The 20,223-nt window shown below is 40.8% G+C and carries 15 protein-coding genes; 2 read left to right on the top strand and 13 right to left on the bottom strand.

The window, feature by feature from the left end; genetic code table 11:
• Positions 1 to 8: 8 nt before the first annotated feature.
• Positions 9 to 917, top strand: a complete 909-nt coding sequence (locus tag A8F95_RS13350; protein WP_065410958.1) for a methyl-accepting chemotaxis protein — start codon at positions 9 to 11, stop codon at positions 915 to 917.
• A 51-nt stretch (positions 918 to 968) separates the two neighbouring features.
• On the opposite strand, the gene A8F95_RS13345 is transcribed toward A8F95_RS13350, so the two are convergent.
• The 11 genes from A8F95_RS13345 to A8F95_RS13295 all read right to left on the bottom strand — a co-directional run bounded on the left by A8F95_RS13345 (position 969) and on the right by A8F95_RS13295 (position 15,686).
• Entirely contained in the window at positions 969 to 1,730 is a 762-nt protein-coding gene (locus tag A8F95_RS13345) for a ParB N-terminal domain-containing protein (RefSeq protein WP_065410957.1), read from the bottom strand.
• A gap of 24 nt (positions 1,731 to 1,754) precedes the next feature.
• Positions 1,755 to 2,963 (bottom strand): type III PLP-dependent enzyme, encoded by a 1,209-nt coding sequence (locus tag A8F95_RS13340; protein WP_065410956.1) that lies wholly within the window; start codon positions 2,961 to 2,963, stop codon positions 1,755 to 1,757.
• Positions 2,938 to 3,738 (bottom strand): HpcH/HpaI aldolase family protein, encoded by an 801-nt coding sequence (locus A8F95_RS13335; protein ID WP_065410955.1) that lies wholly within the window; start codon positions 3,736 to 3,738, stop codon positions 2,938 to 2,940. The genes A8F95_RS13340 and A8F95_RS13335 overlap by 26 nt, the downstream gene beginning before the upstream one ends.
• On the bottom strand, positions 3,732 to 5,546 hold the full coding sequence (locus tag A8F95_RS13330; RefSeq protein ID WP_077247365.1) for an IucA/IucC family protein: 1,815 nt from the start codon (positions 5,544 to 5,546) through the stop codon (positions 3,732 to 3,734). The genes A8F95_RS13335 and A8F95_RS13330 overlap by 7 nt, the downstream gene beginning before the upstream one ends.
• Positions 5,547 to 7,298 carry an IucA/IucC family protein gene (locus A8F95_RS13325; RefSeq protein ID WP_077247364.1) on the bottom strand — a complete coding sequence of 584 codons (1,752 nt, stop codon included), beginning with the start codon at positions 7,296 to 7,298 and terminating at the stop codon, positions 5,547 to 5,549.
• A gap of 18 nt (positions 7,299 to 7,316) precedes the next feature.
• Positions 7,317 to 8,552: an MFS transporter gene (locus tag A8F95_RS13320; RefSeq protein WP_065410954.1), complete on the bottom strand. Its 1,236-nt coding sequence runs from the start codon at positions 8,550 to 8,552 to the stop codon at positions 7,317 to 7,319.
• Positions 8,549 to 10,402 carry an IucA/IucC family protein gene (locus A8F95_RS13315; RefSeq protein ID WP_065410953.1) on the bottom strand — a complete coding sequence of 618 codons (1,854 nt, stop codon included), beginning with the start codon at positions 10,400 to 10,402 and terminating at the stop codon, positions 8,549 to 8,551. The genes A8F95_RS13320 and A8F95_RS13315 overlap by 4 nt, the downstream gene beginning before the upstream one ends.
• Positions 10,403 to 10,417: 15 nt before the next feature.
• Positions 10,418 to 11,473 (bottom strand): 2,3-diaminopropionate biosynthesis protein SbnB, encoded by a 1,056-nt coding sequence (gene sbnB / locus A8F95_RS13310; RefSeq protein WP_065410952.1) that lies wholly within the window; start codon positions 11,471 to 11,473, stop codon positions 10,418 to 10,420.
• A 26-nt stretch (positions 11,474 to 11,499) separates the two neighbouring features.
• Complete coding sequence (gene sbnA, locus A8F95_RS13305; RefSeq protein WP_077247363.1) at positions 11,500 to 12,483, bottom strand: 2,3-diaminopropionate biosynthesis protein SbnA; 984 nt, start codon at positions 12,481 to 12,483, stop codon at positions 11,500 to 11,502.
• Positions 12,484 to 12,832: 349 nt separating this feature from the next.
• Positions 12,833 to 13,924: a sensor domain-containing diguanylate cyclase gene (locus A8F95_RS13300; protein WP_065410951.1), complete on the bottom strand. Its 1,092-nt coding sequence runs from the start codon at positions 13,922 to 13,924 to the stop codon at positions 12,833 to 12,835.
• A gap of 379 nt (positions 13,925 to 14,303) precedes the next feature.
• On the bottom strand, positions 14,304 to 15,686 hold the full coding sequence (locus A8F95_RS13295) for a sigma-54 interaction domain-containing protein (RefSeq protein ID WP_065410950.1): 1,383 nt from the start codon (positions 15,684 to 15,686) through the stop codon (positions 14,304 to 14,306).
• Between the two features lie 599 nt (positions 15,687 to 16,285).
• On the opposite strand from A8F95_RS13295, the gene A8F95_RS13290 reads away from it, so the two are divergent.
• Positions 16,286 to 17,689, top strand: a complete 1,404-nt coding sequence (locus A8F95_RS13290) for an amino acid permease (protein ID WP_095407473.1) — start codon at positions 16,286 to 16,288, stop codon at positions 17,687 to 17,689.
• Positions 17,690 to 17,823: 134 nt separating this feature from the next.
• On the opposite strand, the gene A8F95_RS13285 is transcribed toward A8F95_RS13290, so the two are convergent.
• Together A8F95_RS13285 and A8F95_RS13280 are read right to left on the bottom strand one after the other, a co-directional pair.
• On the bottom strand, positions 17,824 to 18,744 hold the full coding sequence (locus A8F95_RS13285; protein ID WP_245671322.1) for an AEC family transporter: 921 nt from the start codon (positions 18,742 to 18,744) through the stop codon (positions 17,824 to 17,826).
• Between the two features lie 159 nt (positions 18,745 to 18,903).
• On the bottom strand, positions 18,904 to 20,199 hold the full coding sequence (locus A8F95_RS13280; protein ID WP_065410948.1) for a CitMHS family transporter: 1,296 nt from the start codon (positions 20,197 to 20,199) through the stop codon (positions 18,904 to 18,906).
• Positions 20,200 to 20,223: the final 24 nt, after the last annotated feature.

Genomic DNA, 20,223 nt, shown 5'->3' with positions numbered 1-20,223 from the left:
GAAGCGGAATGGTAAAACAGCAAGAAGAAATAAATAATACACTTGTTCTTAAAGCAATGGAAGATAATTTGGCTATGATCCAGTTTGATCTTAATCGTCGTGTATCCTATGTAAACGATAAGTTCTCTGAAACAATGGGTTACACGAGAGAAAAAATGCTCGGTATGCATCACAAGGAGCTATGTTTCTCATATTTTTCCAATAGTCCGGGTTATGAGCAATTTTGGCGGGATTTAACTTTCGGTAAAAGCTTTCAAGATAAAATTGAAAGAATAGATGCAAAGGGAAATCGTGTCTGGCTAGAAGCAACGTATATGCCTATACGCGATCTAGAAGAAAGAAGCGTTATCGGCATTTTAAAAGTAGCAACCGATATAACAAAAAGACAAAACATCGTCTCCCAAGTGGCAGATGAATTACAGGAGATGGCAGAAGTGCTCAGCATAAGCTCCGAAACCGGCATTAATCGCAGTCAAGAACTACTCCTGACGATTAATAAAATTGCAGAAATCTCCTCAGAAAACACCTATACGCTGGATGATCTTCAACAACAAACGAAGGCCATTCAAAGTATTGTAAAAACCATTCGTGAGATTGCGGCCCAAACCAATTTATTAGCGCTAAATGCCGCAATCGAGGCGGCTCGCGCTGGAGAGCATGGCCGAGGGTTTGATGTAGTCGCTAAGGAAGTTCGAAAGCTTTCCGTCAGTGTGGAGAATTCTATTATTGAAGTCCGGGACAATATCGAAGGAATCACAAGAGAAATCGCAAAAATTACAAATGGCATAACACGTGAACAGGAGAATGTCGAACATAGCCAGCAACAAGTTCATGTAACAGTAGAAGATTTTATGAACATTTCCTCTTCTGCAGAAAAGCTAGATGCCCAAGCAAAGGAATTCTCAAAAATAATTTAAAAAGAAAGAACCTCGAATTTAATTGATTTCGAGGTTCTTTCTTTATTAATTTTATAGTTCACATAAGTACACTTTTTCGGCGTAACATCTTAATGACTGACGAGACCGATCAAGCAATTCATTCCACTCTGACTCAGCTCCATTACGCTCTTTTAATAAAGCGAGCGGCACTTGTAAGTTTAACAGCCGCCCGCTCACCTGAAATCTCGTCACACCAGCAGGAAGCTTCATTCCATCAAGCACGTATTGGGCGACGGAGTGATAATCTAACGACCCATATTTAATGAGCACTCCTTCCATTGGACACATAAATTCGGCCTCCGGCGGAATTCTCCGTACCTCATGATGTTTTGTATAGCTAGAGGCAACCGTATGCCAGCTCTCTAAAAAACGGGAAGCTATGTCCTCTTTATATAAAAAATGCCGCTCATCCTTCCCCGTGATTATTTCTACGAAAAGACTGCCTTCTTTCTTCTCTCTTGTCCAGGGAAGAGCAGAATGATAAAGGAGTTTATCATACCAAGAACCACTTTCAACAAAATGATGCCAGGCTGAAAAAGTAAATTCTTCTTCTTTGACTTCCTGGATAGGCACTGTTCTACAGCCCATTTTCTTTAAGCTGGTAAAACGATGGACCCCATCCAACACTAAATAGCGGCCGTTCATTAAGCGTGTGGCCAGAATAGGATGACGCAGAAATTGATCTTTCTCTATACCGGACATTGTTTTCTCCAATCGTGAAGGTTCAAAGTCCTCATGAAGCTCCAGCAAATGGATCGGTAAAAGTTTCAATGATGTCATAATATGATTCATAAAAAGATCTCCTTTCCTCATCCGTTATACTTTAAGCACACTTTCTTCCTGTAAAAAAAGCTGCTGTGGATGCGGATGACTTAAAAAATCGTGATGTGAAATCGACCAGCTATAAGCACCTGTATAGAGAAACATAATAATATCGCCAATCCGCAGCTCTTCTATCATGACATCCTTGGCAAAGACGTCTTTCGGTGTGCATAACTGCCCGACAATAGTAATTTCCTGACTGCCGACGGCTTTTCGTTCAAATGGATAGCGCCATTTCTCTATAGGAATGATAGTAAATGGGTGATTGTGCTGCCACGACACGGGAAGGCGGAAATGCTGAGTGCCTCCGCGTATGACCGCGAATGCTTTGCTGTGAGTTTCCTTTATATCAATTATCTCAACAGCATAGTAACCACATGACGAGGTTAGGAACCGACCACATTCAAAGATAATGGTTACATCCTGCATATTTTCTTGAACAATTAACCGCTGCAATTCATCTGTGAACCCATCCCAGTGAAATGATTGATGAAGATCAGAAAAATTCACTCCGATGCCACCGCCTACATTAATATAAGCAAGCGGAAAATCATACTTTTGAGACCAGTCCTTTGCTTTTTCGAAATAAATATTGATTAGCTCTATGTGCCGTTTATGATTCAAGTTGTTAGAGATCGAGTGAAAATGAAATCCTTCCAGCTGCAGTGATGGGCAAGAGAGCGCTAGTTGGATAGCTTCTTCTGCCTGCGCTTCATCGATTCCGAATTGCGTTGGTCTTCCAGCCATATGAAGGGTGGCGGATGGGAATGGTCCGCGCAGGTTCATACGAAGCAATACGGACACTTTTTTATCCAGTTGTTCAGCAATGATCGCCAAGCGCTTGAGCTCCTGCATGCTTTCCACATGAAAAAGCTGAACATTTTCTAAAATCCCACCTGCTAATTCATCATCTGTTTTTCCAGGCCCGCCGAAAATAACAGGGACGGTTGGACTTACTGCTCGTGCTTTTTTTACTTCACCGATAGAAGCGACTTCGAAACCTTCTATGAAAGGATAAACGGTTTCTAAAATCTCCTTTTCTGAATTGGCTTTCATGGCATAATACATACGACAGTTTTCGGGAAGCATCCCTGTTACCTGTTCAACGTGCTTCCTTAAATGGACGAGATCGTAAAGATAACTGCATAGCGGTTCATTTTTTTCTTCTTTCAAACGTTTAATCGCCTTTATTACTTTTTCCATGTGCCACTTCCTCCTTCTCACCCTTCGAAGCAAGTAAGTCTGTTAATGATCTGAAGAAAATTCCACGATCGTCTCCCATAACAAGAGCAGCCGCTTGTTTTGTTAACCATTTTTGCACATCTTCAACACTTCTCGGAATAGCACAAAAGGGGACAGAATACTGCTTTGTTTTTTGATAAATTGCTTCGACACCCTCTATTACTCGCTCTGAACGTGTTTGCCAAGGGATACCGTACGATTGTGATAAATCAGCGGCTCCTTCTAGTACCAGATTCACACCCGGCACAGATAAAATCTCATCCAAGTTTTCAATCCCCTCAATATCTTCAATCATAAGGATCACCATTATGTCTTGATTGGCCTGCTCAATATAATTGGTCAAACTCTCTTTGCCAAACGCCGCAGACCTTCCGCCATTTAAGCTTCTTTTCCCGTATGGATAATAGCGGCTCGCCTGAACTGCTCTTTTAGCATCTTCTGCTGTGTGGATGTGGGGCACAACGACCCCTTTTGCTCCAGCATCGAGCGCTCGCAGAATCGCACCGTCGCGGTTTTCACTCACACGGACAAATGGCGTTAGTCCAACAATTTCAGCGGCCCGTATCATATGTTCAACAGTCTCTGGATTAATAGAGGCGTGCTCGGTATCGATAATGACAAAGTCGTAACCGGCATGGCCGATCATTTCTACAGCGAGCGGATTGGGAATCGAACAGAAGATGCCAAACACACTCTCGTTCTGTTGAATCCTTTCTTTGACTTTGTTTTTCAGCATGTTGTGACCTCCCGAACGGTGAAGAGCGGATTTTTTACCTGCTGGATTCTTAATTCTGTTTCAGGGAACATTCTTCGCTTTGTCAGCTGCTCCACCTGGATCGTTTCTGCAAACAAATCAAACATCGTAAAACGCACTTTTAAATGTGAAAAACGGGCGTGATAAGCTTCAATTACGTGGCACGCACTCTTCCAGAAATCGGCTTCCTGCACACCATAAAATTCTTCAAAGAAGAATGCGATTTCCGATAAATTAATAAAGAAAAAGGCATCATGGACAAAATCGCGCACAAGCTCAATGTCATCTGTTTCGATAAAAGAATTAAGGTTTACCTTTTTATGGGCATCCGGTGTTGGCATTAAATCAGGACACCATGCTGGTTCAGCAAGAGTACCTCTTTTAAAACGGATGCCATCATGAAAATCTTTTAACGCGAGACGTACCGGCCAGCCGTCCTTATGGATTAACACCATATTTTGCGCATGAGATTCCATTGCAATACCGTGTGCATATAAAAGGTGAATAAGAGGTGTGATGGAGACGTGTAAGAGCTGTTTGACCCAATTCTCCGCTCCATACTGATTGATCCACCTATGAATAATCGGCATTCCATCCTGTTGGCAATGATAAAGGGCATTAAACGGAATAGCGTCCTCTTCTTCGGTTAAATATAAATGAATGCTTTCCCGCCAAATGCCGCCAAGTACACCATACGCAGCTGCCTTTTCAAAAGTCGAGCGGTCCCGCTTGTCATAGGAAACTCCCACTCGCTCACGTAGAAACACAAGCTGCAATTCTTCTTTCAAATAAGGGTCATGCTCTCTAATCCTGTAGAGCCAGTCTGATATTTTTGCAGCGTTTGCTACTGTGTGAGGAGCTAACACACGATTTGTAGAAGTATTCGTAATGCTCAATGGCAGCTTCACATAGCATTTTATCTTGTCTGTTTTATTTGAAAGAGTGCGGATCGACTGTTGGGGAACATACTGATCCGTTCCTTCCCCCAACAAAATAAGTGACCCTTCCTCCAATTCTCTCAAGAACTGTGGAAGAATAACATTTTCCCACTGCCATGGATGAACAGGGATAAAGATAAAGTCCGTTGCTTGCTTCTCTTTTTCTGCGAGTATTTGAACAAAACATTCTAAATCGTTCGGATGCAATTCCTTTTTGATAAACTCCTCATAATCCATAGATTGCGAGATAGATAGAGAGGAATCGTCTTTAGGGGCTGCCAGCCACACCAATGACAGACTTGGCTTAAAATCCGGCCCAAAGCTTTTGTGATCTTCTACTGTAAAACCGATCCTTGATTTATAGGAAGGGTGATAAGGGTGGCCTTTCATTGCTTCGCCCTCAAGTTCGTCATAGGTGAGAGCTGTTAAGGAATTAGATTGTCTCCACTCATATTGGGCTACTGCATCTTTTACATGAGTCTCATGTAGTTCCGTTAAAAACATGGAAAGCCTTTGTCGATCCGCCTCCATATGTGAAGCAATCTCTTCAAGAAAAAGAGCAAATGAAGTGGCTTCAGCTCTTTCTTTTCCTTTTTGGCGTACGAGCGGATCCTTTGTTAACCGAAACCGCTCAAAGCTTACTTTTTGTTTTCCGTAACCTATGTATGCAACAGGTTCACCGAATGGATCGGTACCGTGGATCGTAAACTGTTCGATTCCATTTTTTAAGACAGTTCTTGTTGGCATTACAATCCTTTCAAATATGAGTGATTCGACTAATTGCCTAAAAATTCGTCTTCTCACATCGATATATTCTTTTGATTGAACAATATTGTTCAGTTCCGTTATCATTTACTTTCCCTCACTTTCAAAAATAGGATTTGGTATATCAACAAATAACGGCGTTTCACCGCATTCTTGGAAACGGCTGATTAGATTGGCTTTGGCAGGCAAAGTTGGACTTTGCAGCAGTCTTTGAGCATATGCTTTTAACGAATGAGAGGAGGCCGTTCTCTCTATTTCTAATAACACGGAGCGGACAACCTGCCACAGCTTCCACTCATCACTATGATCAACCTTTCCTAAGCATGAAACAAGATGGCCGATATGATTCACAACAACATAATAGGTAAATCGAAACCATGCTTCTTCTTCGCTGTATAAAGCGGGGCTGTTCTCATCTACTAGCCCAGGAATCCACTGAAAAGCTTCTGCCTTGCTGCGCGAAATACTCACTCCTTCTAGATCACGGACATAGCATGTCACCGGCCAGCCATTAACAAACTGGACTAACGAATTTTGAACATGTGCTTCCAAGCTAATGCCCGTCTCCCCAAACAGCTTTAACATTGGCTTTAAAGTAATAGCCAAATATTGCTTTAACCATTCCGTCTCTCTGTATTCATACTTTTTGATCAACTTCGCTAACTCACTCTCTTTCCAGCCTGGAAGCTCTTCGAGAAGTGACGCGGTTACATACAGCTCAGCATCTGGCCGCTCGTTCAGCACATCGAGCCCTTCACGGAAAAGGACGGCGGTATTTTCAATCAATTGTTCATTTGTTTCTTCTGTACTCTCCGAAATATTTAGTGCCCGGTATCCTTGTTCAAGCAAAATGCGAAAGCTTTCTGTTTCATGATTCTTACGTATATGGGCTATTACCTTGGACGCGTCGATCGTCCGCTTGACTTGTTCTAATGAATTTGTCCGGATAAAATTCGTAATGCGGACGTGTAACGGCAATTTATAAAATATATTTTGGGTTTTATTCCACACTGTACGAATCGAAGAAGTCGGATATATAAGCTGGCCGAATTCTCCAAGGTCCACGATCATTCCTTTTGAAATAGCCGTTTGTACATCTTCAAGCCCTAATAAATAACGGGCCTGCCACGGATGAAGAGGAAGCAGCTTATACTCTTTATTCCGCTCTCCTAATTTTTGTTCCATTTCAGACAAAATCTCCTGAGACTGACCCTCTTCAAATGTAAGAAACTCCTCCATTAGTACTTCCTCTAGTAAACATTTATCCAAAACAGCAAAATAATGTAGAGAGAAGGAAGCCCCAAGCTCCGGTGCAAAAACTGCCAGGTCGGATTCAGAAAAACCTTCTGAACTTTTTGGTGTTGGATGAAACGGATGTCCTAACAGCAAAGAACACTCAGAATTTAAATAAGTAAAAGCCTCTTTTGGTGAATGATTTAGTGCCTGCTCAAGATAGAGTGCTGTTTTGCTTATACTGTTCTCTATATGCCTGTAAAGCAGTTCTGCTTTTTTGAATCGCAGCTCACGGTCGTTTTCTAAATAAGCCAGCTCTTCAATAAGCAACTCGATGACTCTTCGTTCCGTTATGACGATAAGACCGGATTCTTCACGTTCATAGAAAACATCTTCAAAGGCATGATGGCCAATTGGTGACCAATAACGGAGCGAGCCCAAAACTTGCCTGCCGCTGTTTTCTAACGCAAGTACAAACTGATTATTTGATCTTCTTGGGTCAAAAAGATTGTTTTCCCTCAAATAAGCATTTAACAATCTCTCCGCCGTCGCACGTTCAGCGAGCTGGCGGCCGCTGATCTTCTTTTCAAGAATTTGCTTTTTCAATGAAACTTCACTTCCTTTCTAACGTTTGTTTGCACGAAATGATAAGACGGGGATCGTAACAAAACCTTGTAATAGACAACAAGCACTCACAATAAAGACTGTACCCATCATAAAGAAGGCAGTACTTGGATTAAACATCCCAGTAATAAGAGCACCTGCTAGAGAGCCAATCACTTGTCCGCATACTAATACACTATTCGCCGCTCCAACGCGAACACTGCGATTTGTATCGGTGGAAGATTGGATAATGACAAACATGACCGATTGAATGAGGGCACTAAAAGTTAAACCTTGTAAAATACGAAAAACAAGCAGTGTTGGTACGTTAATGACACATGCCTGCAGCACCACGCTGATCCCGCACAGAATAGTGGCTATCCTATAATTTCGTTCTACTTTAAAACGATCATTTCGTTTTCCCCACCACGGCGCGCTCACTAATGTAGCGGTCCATAAAGCAGCTTGCAAAAAGCCAATCCATGTCGCAGCATAGTCTGGTTTTCTTGCTACAGATTCTACTAGTGGCGCGAGCGGCGTCACGAGACCAAACACTGCGACGTTTGCGGTAAATCCTGCGAGAAGAAACCCTCTTGTTCTTGAATGAGAGAACATCGAAATAAACGCCTGGAGAACACTGCCAGTTACTTCACTAGAAGGACTCTCTTTAGTTTGAGTTCTGATTCTTTCTGTTAATAGGAACCCGGCGGCACATGCTCCTATCGCTGTTATGATTCCTACGGTGAGTAACAGCGGACGAAAGCCATATATATTAGCAAAAATCCCCCCTAAAAAAGGACCAGATAATGAACCGGCTGCGACAGCGCTCTGAAGGCTGCCCAGTGCTTTCCCGCGCTGTTCCTCCGGTGCTTCAGAACCAGCAAAGGCACTTGAAGCATCGACAATTCCGCCAAAGGCTCCTTGTAAAAGACGAACGGCTAAAAATTGCAGCGGACTAGAGACAATCGCCATTAAGCAAAGACAAAGGCTTAACCCAAAGAGAGCCCGTATGACCATTAACTTACGGCCAAAGCGATCACCCAGCTTTCCCCAAAGCGGAGAAGCAATAGCAGATGAAACGGCAGGAGCAGCAAGAGCGATTCCGCTCCAAAGCTGCTTTTCCTGTGGTGTTTTAACACCAAGCTCCTCCATATAAAAAGGAAGGAAGGGAACGAGCAAAGTAAGTCCTGCAATCGCTAAAAACTGTCCGCTCCATAGAATGGCGAAGTTCCGTTTCCAATGAATGATGTGATTCATTCTTGGATCTTTTCCCGGGAACGAAAGGGATTATGAATTCTCCCTATACTAGAAGGCATGCTTCCTCCTCCTGATCCTTTTCTTCTTAACAGCGGATCAAGCAGCCTCTTGACTGGCCACGTTTCGTTTGAAAATAAAATGTTATAGATGACTTTACGCTGCTCCTGTGTAAAATCCTCATAGGTGATCGCCTCTTGAAGGCTGTCTTTCACGATCTTCCAAAGAAGATGTTCGTCAAGCTGATAAACAGAACATAAGCTGTCTACAATGGCATACAAGTTCACTTCAATCGCCAATGTTTGAAAATAAGCTAGAAACTCTTCAGGATTTTGATTAATCAGTGTATTAGGCGTATCTTTCCTAATGACATAACCAGGATCCTTCAGGTCTGCTTTTTCCATCCACTCTGGAAAAATCCGCACTGTGTCATGGTCACGAAGTAAAAATCCGGATAAGTCGTTCTCCTTTAGAACAACCACTACGTTTTGTCCGTGGAGCTCTGGCATAATGCCATATTGTAAGAAACGGCAGGCAAACAGAGCAAACTCGCGGCACAAGCCTTCAAAAAGCTGGATCACATTTTCCTGTGTTACTTTATGTTCCTGCTTATGGAGCCACTGTGTAAAAAGATGCTCTTCTTTTCCAACTGCCAATGCCGCCATAGAGACGAGGGCATATTTCTCCTTATTCATAATCACACTCGGATAGCTGCGAATTTGACATGTTAGATGGCCTGGCTTATCGGCGTATAGGTTTTGTTCCGAATCGTGAAACGCCCACCAATGGCACTCATCACATATGAAAAGATGCTGTTTTAAATAGGAATCTCTTTTCTTTACTCGCTCGAGCAGCTTTTGCCCTTTCACTCCATTCAACAAATAGCGAGGGGGCATAAGCCTTAATGCTCCCAAAGAAGAAATCCCAATGGGAAGCTTTATATGATAAGAGCTGTCTGTCGTTGGTGCTAATGACCGAAGCGATGACGTGGCATGATACTCCCCCAGCTGAACATCAAGAGGGACACATATTTTTTGATCGATTTCTTCTTTGTAGAGAGTGGCTATTACATTCTTTTCTTGCCACGGATGAATAGGTATCGCAACATAATCTTTTAAAGCAATTCCTTTCTTTTCAAAAGCGGCTGTTAACTGAGCGCTTTCCTGTTCCGTTAATAAGTCATAAAGCACTTCTTCCTTTGCGTTCCCTCCTGAGTGGATATAATCCCGATGGACAGCTATCCAGCCGAGCTTAATCGTCTGCTGGAATTCCGGGCTGTACAAACGATATTCTTCTTCGGTCCATCCTTCCTTTGCTTTAGCCGTTGGGTGAAACGGGCGATCCCGAAAAGCGGCCAGCTGTTCTGTTTCGATAAACGAGGTTAATCGGATACGCTGCATGATTTTTGCTCTTTCATGGGTTAAAGCAGTTTGCTTTCGGGCAAGCATGAGTTCATCTAAAAACTGACTCCTGTTTTCTTCTGAATAACCGCTTTCTTTTCCGTAAGTATTCATGAACAATTGAGCAGTTTGCATCAGTCCCATCTCTTGTAAGACTGCTTGTTCCTTTTGCCAAAGGTAGACCTGTCTGCCGCTTAAACGATAGGAATGCAATGCTGAAACACGCACGGGGAATAGTATGGATTCCTCTTTTGAAAGCGGAACTTCAAAAAGTGATTCCCCGTCCTTCAAATGGAAAGACTCTACTGGATTCTTGATTACATCTCCTTTTCCATGGATAGAAAAAAGATCTTCCAGAAGAATAGCATCAATTAAGTCTTTGACAAGCTGAAATTCCGCATCTTGATAGCCATCTTTTCTGTGTATTGAGAGATCTTTAGCAGCCATCATCATTTCTCTCCTCCTTTTTTAGTACAAACTTAGCTCTGTACCGATCTGCTGCTCGACGGCCCGTTTATAAATGGCGTAAGCACTTGCCACATCTTCGAGCGCCATTCCCATTGGATTTAAAATAATAATTTCCTCCTCCTGTTCACGTCCTGCTTTTTCACCTAATACGACTTCGCCTAATTCGGCATACAGCTGCTCTTTAGAAAATTTTCCTTCAGTGACTAATTGATGAATCACTTTCTTTTCACGATTTGCCTGCTCCCAATCATCCACGAGCACCTTATCTGCCTGCAAAAAGACATCCTTTTTCACATCCATGATGGAGATGTTGCAAACAAAAGCTCCTTTTTGCAGCCAACTATACTCAATATAAGGCTGATCTGTAACTGTACAAGGGACAATAACTTCTCCTTGTCTAATCGCACTTTCTGCCGTAGCATGAATCATGAATTGAACAGATGGATAATGCTCTTCCCACCCTGCAGCAAATTGGACAGCTGCTTGATGGTTAAGATCAAACAAATGAACTTCTTTTATTTGGGTGAATTGTTCGAGCAAGGATTGCGCTTGTTTGCTGGCGATTAAGCCGCAGCCGATAATGGACACCGCCTGAAACTCTTTCTTAGCTAAATGTTTTGTGGCTATCACTGTTACAGCTGCTGTTCGCATACTGCTAATTAAGCTTGCTTCCATGGCACTAATAGGAAAATTCGTGTCAGGATCATTTAAAATAATCAGCCCGCTTGCCCGTTCGAGCCCTCTAGCAGTTGGATTATCATGTTTGCTACCAATCCACTTTATTCCGGAAATTGGATCCTCTCCGCCAACATAGGCAGGCATAGCAATAATACGGTCAGCAATATGACCCTGTTTCCCGTTTGCCCGCAAATACGGTTTAAGCGGCTGGACAAAATCTTTTTTGCCATGAAGGCGAAAAGCCCCTGTCAATGCTTCAACATAAAGATCAGACTGGCCGCCGCCTGCTTTGATGATGTCCTTCTTACTTAAATAAAGTAAAGATGGTACCTCTTGTTGTTCTGTTGTTTTTATATTCGTTTTTGTCTCTAATTTCATTTTTCTTTTCCTCTCATTTCATATGTTTAAGATGGTAATTTGCCAAGCCACTCATCGTCATAAACTAAATCTAGGTAACGATCACCGCGATCCGGAAAGATCGTGACAACGCGTGAACCGGACGGGAGCGACGGAATCATTTTTTGTAAAGCTGCTATAATCGAGCCAGAAGAGCCTCCCGCAAAAATTCCTTCTGTTTCAAGAAGTCTCCTGCAGCCAAGTGCCGACTCGTAATCATTGACGTGAATGACCTCATCAATTTCTGCCTTGTTTAATATTTCAGGCACTCTGCTTGCCCCTATGCCGGGCAATTCACGATTAGCTGGAGGGGAATTAAAAATAATAGAACCAACAGCATCTACCGCTAGAACCTTCATATTCGGAAAACGTTCCCGCAGTTTCCGGCTGATTCCCATGATGCTTCCCGACGTGCTGACAGGAGCAAGAAAATAATCAATACGGTCTGGAAGCTGTTCTATCAATTCAGTACCTGCTCCGTAATAATGCGACTTCCAATTGTCTTCATTGGCATACTGATTAATCCATAGTGCATTTTTTTCTATATTCGCCAGCTCATTTACTCGCTTTATCCGCGTTTTTAAATAGCCGCCATGTTCATCTGGCTCTGTTACCATGTCAACGTTTGCCCCTAAGCGTTGTAAAATTTTTAAATTGGTTGGTGAAATCTTTGGATCCACTACACACGTTAATTTTAATTGATATAATCGAGTGATCATCGCCAGCGCAATGCCTAGATTTCCCGATGTACTTTCAATTAGATGAGTATCGGGAGTAATCGTCCCATCTTTCAACCCGCGTTCAATAATAAATTTGGCTGGACGATCTTTCATACTTCCACCTGGATTCATATATTCCAGCTTCGCAAATAGTTCCATATCCTGATCGGAGAATAACCTGTTCAATGATACAACCGGAGTCCCTCCAATACATTCAGCGATGGATTGTTTAATTGGCATATTTATTAACTCACTACTCGTTAACGCACTCATTATGATCCTCCCTTCAAATCTTAAAACGAAAATGAAAATCATTATCAACTAGAATGATAAATGATAATGATTTTCAATGTCAATTATACCTAATACCTAGAAATCTATGGAAAGCGACTAAAAAGAGTTGAATTATTATCCAAATGTTAGGTATTAAGGTAACATGGACTCACAAATTAGGTATGAATTGGTATAAGGAAGCGTCATTTTATTTAAACAGTAGAAAGATTTAGCTAATTTTTTAATTCGCTCTCCGTAAGAACAGATCAGTACGTAAACAGTAAAAAAAGAGCAGAAAATCTGCTCTTTTTTTACTGTTTATATAAGGATGAGCTTTTAGAAAATAATGTTAGCAGCCCGTTTTATACATTTGGTAATTGTTTTTTCCCCGACGTTTAGCCTGATACATAGCCAAATCAGCGTGTTTAATCAGCGTCTCTGCCTCTTGCCCGTCCTCAGGATAGACAGCAATTCCTATACTGGGTGTCACTCTCACATCTTTTCCTGAAAGCAAAATAGGAAAAGCGAGGCACTCGATGATCCTTTTAGCTGTTAAGGTACAGTCGTCTTGATGAGTATCAGGAAGTAGAATGACAAATTCATCTCCTCCTAACCTTGCGACCATATCTTTTTTATTAATACAATCCTTAAAACGGTTACTGACTTGTTTTAGAAGAAGATCCCCTGCTTCATGTCCAAGAGTATCATTTACCTGTTTGAACCCATCCAAGTCGATAAACATTACCGCTAATACCGCGTTATCTCTTTTTACCTCACTTAATGTTTGATTCATCTTATCCACAAAAGCTCTTCGGTTCGGCAACCCAGTTAAAGCATCTTGGTAGACCAATTGTTTCATTTCATCTTCTCTCTTCTTTTCAATGGTTATGTCCCTAACAATGACTTCTCTTGCAGGTTGTCCGCCATATTCAATCTTTGCTGAGGTGAACTCTACATCGAATATTGTCCCATCTAGTCTTTTCACTTTAAAACGATGCTTCAAAACGACCTCTTCATTGCTTTTGATTCTCTTTTCTAAGGATCGTAAATGATCAATCGAATCAGGATGAATAAATTTCATCAAATTATAATTAATTGCTTCATCTGAATTACTTATACCAAGTAACTTTGCTCCAGATCCGTTAGTGTAGAGAATTTTCCCTTTACGATGAATAAGGATAGCTTCTGGGGATAATTCAATTAAATTCCGATATTGTTTTTCTTGTTTATCTAGTTGATAAAAGATGTTATTTACTATTATTAGAGCACAAATAATTAACATTACTATTAAAGAAGAACTTGCTGTATCAATTATCTCTTCAACTGGCCCATTTCCCTTTAAATCAAGAAGCCATAAAATTTGATCATCAAATATATCGATCACAGAAAGCGTTGCAATTAGCAGTAAAATTATAATGATCTTTGAATTAAATAGATTCATCGATTTATCTCCTTTCCACAATCCAGTTTATTGCCTTCCTATCTCTTCATAAGTTTGTTTTTTGTTAGGATAAAGGAGTATTTTATAACATTCTAGTAAAAAAAACTATAAAGATCTAAAAAATGGGTTTTCTTTCATAGCTGAAATTTCAATATATATTCTCCTAAAACTATAATAAAAAGTTTAACGCAGCTTGCCAAACGTTCAGAATAAGCAAAGGCATGGATCGTTTAATCCATGCCTAATTAATCTTTTATATAATTTAAGTATAGGTAGGTGGTTTCAATTTTCCACCTTCGATAACTTTAATCAGCCAAGCGATCACAAATAATCTCTTTAACAAACCAAACTTTGTCTTTTTTGTACCGATGAATTCTCCCTATAACGGTTCCTTATATTTTTGCAGTTTGCGAATAACGGAAGGTTGGCTAATCCCTAAATATTTAGCCATTTCGTAAGTTGATTTACATTGTTTTTGAGCCTTGGAAAGCATCAATTTTTCTACTCGTTCTACGACTCTTTTTAAATTGTGATCCTCCACTACTATTTGTTCAATCAATGAGACTTCATCCATGTTGGCGTTTTCCTGGCCTACAATCGAAACAGGAAGAGAGTTGGGGCGAAGAATGGTGTCTTCCGATGTTAAAATCAATCGTTCGATTAAATTCTCTAGTTCACGTACATTGCCGGGCCATCTATATTTAAGCAAGATTTCGTACGTAGAGGAATGCAGTTTTTTGGCAGTTTTGTATTTCCTGTTGATCAGCTCGACATAATGATTGATCAATAAAGAAATATCTTCTTTTCGATCCCGCAACGGCGGGATATGAATAGGGATAACGTTTAACCGATAATACAGGTCAAGACGAAATTCACTTTTTTCAACCATGTCTTCTAAATCTTTATTAGTGGCCGCTACTAACCTAAAATCAACATAACGCTCTTCATTGCCGCCCACTCGCATAAACTTTTTTTCCTGGAGGACTTTTAATAGTTTTGCCTGCATCGCTAAAGGCAATTCTCCAATTTCATCTAAAAACAATGTTCCGTTATGCGCTTGTTCAATTAACCCTTGTTTTCCTTTTCTTTGAGCCCCGGTAAAAGACCCAGACTCATAACCAAACATTTCTGATTCAAACAGGTTAATAGGAATCGTGCTGCAATTCACCTCAATAAACGGCTCTTTTCGACGATGTCCTTGAGTATGGAGTTTTCGAGCCAGCATACTTTTTCCAACACCGGATTCTCCTGTCATTAAAACGGTAGCATCTGTGTTGGCTACCCGCTGCAGTGTTTTTGCGATTTGTTGCATTTCCTTACTGCGATAATGAGTCTCTTCTTTCCCCCTTAAGACCTCTACCTCTGTCTGATAGCCTTTTAATTTTCTCTCTAATTGTTCATATTGATCTTGAAGGTTACTAATTTCGGTTTGGTCAATAGCATAACTGATTACTCTGATGATCTCTCCATCATCATTAAAAATGGGGTAAGCCGTTGACATAATAATTTTACCCCTCTTAGTACGCTGCATAATTTGGATAGGCTGTTTTTCATTTAGTACAACTGCTGTAATAGACGGCGTGAGCACTCCTTGTTCTTGAAGTTCAAAAATAGATTCTCCCACATAGTCCTTTGGTTCGGCATCATATACAGACCAATGATCACTATTCGTGTATAAAATAATTCCCTTGCCATCCGTGACAGTAATATTATTGTTAGACGTTTTGATAATTTTCTCTAAGATGACGTCTGCAATAGACATGCGCATTCCTCTTTCTTTATTTTTCGACTATTGTCTACATTCTTTTTACTTGTAATTAAAATATAATTCAAAAATGTATCAATAATCAAGAAATGAATCAAAAATTCCGTTTTTTGATTCTAAAACGAATCACTTTTTGACATATTTAGCCCTTACATGCCGAATTTTAGGCGAATAGACTTTGGCACGTTTCTTGCTTATAAATGTGTATCCTAAAGCAAAATGCTTTTGGGAAATTTGAAAACGCTTAAATTCAAGGCGAGCAAGTGACTTCTTTCTTGAATTTAAGAGTTCTTTTTACTAGTGGGGAAGCAGACAAACATGAAAAGGACACTTGCGGCATCGTATTCAACCGAATATGAAAACCAGCCGTTATGAAAAGGAGTGATGAGAGGGAATCGGGATAATTCTCATAAGGACATTATTTGGTGGAAAAAACATACTGTATTACTTACATTCATAACGAAAAAATATTCTGTTTATTATTAATGTTCGGTTTTGTCACATTGATACGAATGTAAAAAATATTTCCACCTAACACACAGCAGCCGTAAAAAGTTAGTTAGCTATACGAAAACTTACAGAGTGGGTGGTACAATTTGGGAGTGCAAAATAATGATTTAAAGCACGGTCTTAAAACAAGACATGTTACGATGATTTCGATTGGCGGGGTAATCGGCGCAGGACTGTTTGTAGGAAGTGGCACAATGATTACATCAGCGGGACCTGGTGCCCTCTTGTCTTACATTATCGCAGGATTATTAATTGTTCTTATTATGCGGATGCTTGGAGAAATGGCTGTTTTGAACCCTGACAGTGGGTCTTTTTCCACATACGCCCACCAGGCAATTGGCCCTTGGGCTGGATTTACTATCGGCTGGCTATATTGGTTCAACTGGGTTATCATCGTTACAATCGAAGCAACGTTATTAGGGGAAATGGTGAATAACTGGATCCCTTCTATACCAATTTGGGTAGCAAGTGTAGTGTTTCCTATTTTAATGACTATCACCAATGTCTTTTCAGTTAAAGCCTATGGAGAATTTGAATACTGGCTGGCTTCTATTAAAGTAGCAGCTATCGTTATTTTCCTTGGATTAGGTGTAGCCATCGCCTTTGGTCTTGTTCCGGGTGTTGAAGTACAAAGCTTCTCTACCCTAGCTACAGTTGATAAGTTTTTCCCTCATGGTTTTATGCCGGTCATTCTTGGAGTGATCTTTATTACATTCTCACTATCTGGAAGCGAGGTCGCAGCGATCGCAGCTGGTGAATCCGAAAATCCAGAGAAAAATATCATTAGAGCAATCAACGCTGTAGTTTGGCGGCTTCTTCTTTTCTTTGTCGGTTCGGTGGCTGTACTGATCATGGTTATCCCACAAGGCGCCGAGGAATTGCTTAAGACTCCTTTTGCAAGTGTATTTGATATGGCGGGTCTTCCTGCTGCGGGACAAGTTATGAACTTTGTTATTTTTATCTCTCTTCTTTCCGTTTTGAACTCAGGACTTTATACAAGTTCCCGTATGGTGTACTCACTCTCGAAAAAAGGGTCGGCTCCGAAGTTCCTCTCTAGAGTTAATGAAAGAGGGATTCCAATTTGGGCACTAGGAGCAAGTGTATTCTTTGCTTACGTATTTACCCTATTTAAATTTATTTCTCCAGATACGTTGTTCGTCTTTTTAGCTAACAGTTCAGGTGGCGTTACACTGATCATGTATGTCTTTATTGCCGTTTCTCATATACGTACACGGAGAAAAATAGAAGAGACAAATCCAGAGGCTCTTAAAGTTAAAATGTGGCTCTTCCCTTACTTAACCTACGCAACAATTGCTGTATTATTTGTTATTTTCGTCGCTCAAGCTTTTATCGGCTCCATGCGTTTACAATTCTTCCTTACTTCGATTCTAACCATCTTGGTAATCGGCTCCTACTTCCTTTTCTATAATAAAAAAGAAGTTGTTCCAAGCCTAGCTGAAACAGAATTGAAAAAAGTTAATATTGAATAATAAGACAAGTAAATAAAAAATCCTGCTTTGTGGGCAGTCATACTACTCACGAAGCAGGATTTTTTAAATTGTTTTTTTATATTTGACCTTTTTGTTCGGTCTCCCTCATTGTCTTGGTTTTCAGCAAGAAGAATTTAAAAGAAGATCTTTGATAAATAAATAACAATAGCTACAGTTACACTGCTAAAAATAGTCGTCAACAGAACAGCCTGTGACGCAATGTCAGGATAATTATCGTGTTCAAGGGCTAACAATGCACTATTCCGCGAAGTGGGAAAAGAACTCGCAATAAAGAGCGCTTGAGCCACCGTTCCCGATAAACCTAGCAGTACTATAATCAGCAGAGCAATACAAGGAGAAATCACTAGCCGACCGATCGCTGCCCATACTACCGGTTTAGAAATATGAATAATTTTTAAGTAAGCCACTTGTGCCCCAAGGGTTATCAGTGCTATCGCTGAAAAAGCTTTAGACGCATTCTCAATTGGCTGCCATATAAAATCAGGAACATTCGTGTCTGTCCAGCGCAGGATAATAGCAAAAATCAAAGCGTAAATAACAGGCAGCCTCATAATTTTTCGGATAAGATCCTTTCCGCTGCTTTGAGCAGAAATTGAATTATAAACGCCGTAAGTAAAAGTAAGCAAATTTTGAAATATGGATACAATGACTTGGATAGCTGTACCAGCCGGATTTGCGACAAAAACAAGTTCGCTTACCGGGAGACCGTAATTTCCTGAATTGCTCAAGACAAAACTGTTTTTAAAAGTGGCTGATAATCGGCTGTCAAACCGGTTAGCTTTCGCAAACAATATACTGATTAAAATCAGAAGCATATTAAAAAGCATTAAAAATAACAGTGTTTGGCCAATCAACCTTCCGGACATATTGCTTTGATAAATATTGACGAAACAAACAGCTGGAAGCAAAAAATTGATCGTTATAGCAGATAGTGTAGCTAAATGAAGCCTTAATAAACGATGAAGGCAGGCTCCCGCACCGATCATGAGGAATAATGGAAAAATTACCTGTAACACAATTTGAAAAAATATCACCACTTCGCCCACCTTTTGAAAGAGCCTTATCATCTATTGCTCTTTTTTCGCTTTCTCTGATTTTCATTAACAGAAAAGAAGCAAGCGATTGTCGCCTGCTTTTACTTAACTGTTCTTATTTGCGGCTGATTTCACCCTTTTATCTCGAAGCTTACTACGTTAAAAAGGGATGATCCCTAAAACGAGAGCAACGATAATCAGCACGGCTGTCGAACCGCATGCCCACTTTAAGAAAGTACGCTGCAATGCCCCAAAATCTTCTCCAACCATCCCCACTAAAAGATAAGTAGATGGAACGAGCGGACTTAACAAGTGAACCGGGAGTCCGAAAAGAGAAGCTCTTCCAATCATGGCAGGATCAATTCCGTAGGCTGCGCCCGCTTTTGCAAGCAATGGCAGCACGCCATAATAAAAAGCGTCATTGGACATAAAGAAAGTAAACGGTGCACTAATAATAGCGGTAATAATAGCAAAATGAGAACCCATTCCCTCTGGAATATGCTGAATCATCGAATTAGCCATGGCATCCACCATGCCTGTTCCAGAAAGAAGCCCGGTAAAAATCCCGGCCGCAAAGATCATCGAAACAACCGATAAAGCATTATCCGCATAATTGGCCACCCGCTCTTTCTGATCACTCATCTTCGGATAATTCACAGTAATCGCAATCGCAAACCCGAGCATAAACAATACAGTTGTCGGCAGCAATTCCGTAATAAGCGCGGCTAAAAGAATAACTGTTAACGCATAGTTAAAAACAATCAGGTTTGGACGTTTAAGATGGCTATCTTCTGCAGTAGCGGCCAATTCCGGAGACACACTGCGAAAGTCCAGCTCGATAACACCAATCCGCTTTCTCTCTTTTTTGCCAAGCAAGTAAGCCATAAATAAAACAAACAGAACACCGCCCACCATGGAAGGAATAACAGGTGTAAACACATCCGACATTTCAAGATTCAAAGCAGTCATCACTCTGGCTGTCGGCCCTCCCCACGGAAGAAGATTCATGACGCCAGATGCCGAAACAGCAATTCCTGCTAATATGAGCGGCTTCATTCCAATCCTTTTGTAAAGAGGAAGCATCGCCGAAATCGTAATCATATAAGTAGTGGTACCATCTCCATCTAATGAAATAAACAGAGCTAAAGCAGCCGTACCAATTGCAATTTTTACAGGATCCCCTTTTACTAGCTTGAGAATCGTATGGATAATCGGATCAAATACCCCGGCATCAATCAAAATACCGAAAAAGAGAATAGCAAACAAAATCATGATGCCTGTTGGAGCCACACTTTTAATCCCCTCTAATGCCATGGGCCCTATTTCACTGCCAAAACCGCCTAGAAGTGAAAATACAACAGGTACGACAATAAGAGCAATCATAGCAGATAGACGACCAGTCATAATTAAAATCATAAATACAAATATCATTAAAAATCCTAATACAGCAAGCATATTATCCACCCCTTTGTTCTAATT

This window comes from Pseudobacillus wudalianchiensis (assembly GCF_001685015.1).
GTDB lineage: Bacteria > Bacillota > Bacilli > Bacillales > Domibacillaceae > Pseudobacillus > Pseudobacillus wudalianchiensis.
This window is presented reverse-complemented; position numbering and strand designations above follow the sequence as displayed.

Excerpts from the sequence above, each read along its gene's own strand:
- A8F95_RS13315 (WP_065410953.1), bottom strand. The coding sequence starts at position 10,402 with ATGATGATGGCTGCTAAAGATCTCTCAATACACAGAAAAGATGGCTAT.
- A8F95_RS13330 (WP_077247365.1), bottom strand. The coding sequence starts at position 5,546 with ATGATAACGGAACTGAACAATATTGTTCAATCAAAAGAATATATCGAT.
- A8F95_RS13280 (WP_065410948.1), bottom strand. The coding sequence starts at position 20,199 with ATGCTTGCTGTATTAGGATTTTTAATGATATTTGTATTTATGATTTTA.
- A8F95_RS13335 (WP_065410955.1), bottom strand. The coding sequence starts at position 3,738 with ATGCTGAAAAACAAAGTCAAAGAAAGGATTCAACAGAACGAGAGTGTG.
- A8F95_RS13295 (WP_065410950.1), bottom strand. The coding sequence starts at position 15,686 with ATGTCTATTGCAGACGTCATCTTAGAGAAAATTATCAAAACGTCTAAC.
- A8F95_RS13300 (WP_065410951.1), bottom strand. The coding sequence starts at position 13,924 with ATGAATCTATTTAATTCAAAGATCATTATAATTTTACTGCTAATTGCA.
- A8F95_RS13320 (WP_065410954.1), bottom strand. The coding sequence starts at position 8,552 with ATGAATCACATCATTCATTGGAAACGGAACTTCGCCATTCTATGGAGC.
- sbnB (WP_065410952.1), bottom strand. The coding sequence starts at position 11,473 with ATGAAATTAGAGACAAAAACGAATATAAAAACAACAGAACAACAAGAG.
- sbnA (WP_077247363.1), bottom strand. The coding sequence starts at position 12,483 with ATGAGTGCGTTAACGAGTAGTGAGTTAATAAATATGCCAATTAAACAA.
- A8F95_RS13345 (WP_065410957.1), bottom strand. The coding sequence starts at position 1,730 with ATGAATCATATTATGACATCATTGAAACTTTTACCGATCCATTTGCTG.
- A8F95_RS13340 (WP_065410956.1), bottom strand. The coding sequence starts at position 2,963 with ATGGAAAAAGTAATAAAGGCGATTAAACGTTTGAAAGAAGAAAAAAAT.
- A8F95_RS13350 (WP_065410958.1), top strand. The coding sequence starts at position 9 with ATGGTAAAACAGCAAGAAGAAATAAATAATACACTTGTTCTTAAAGCA.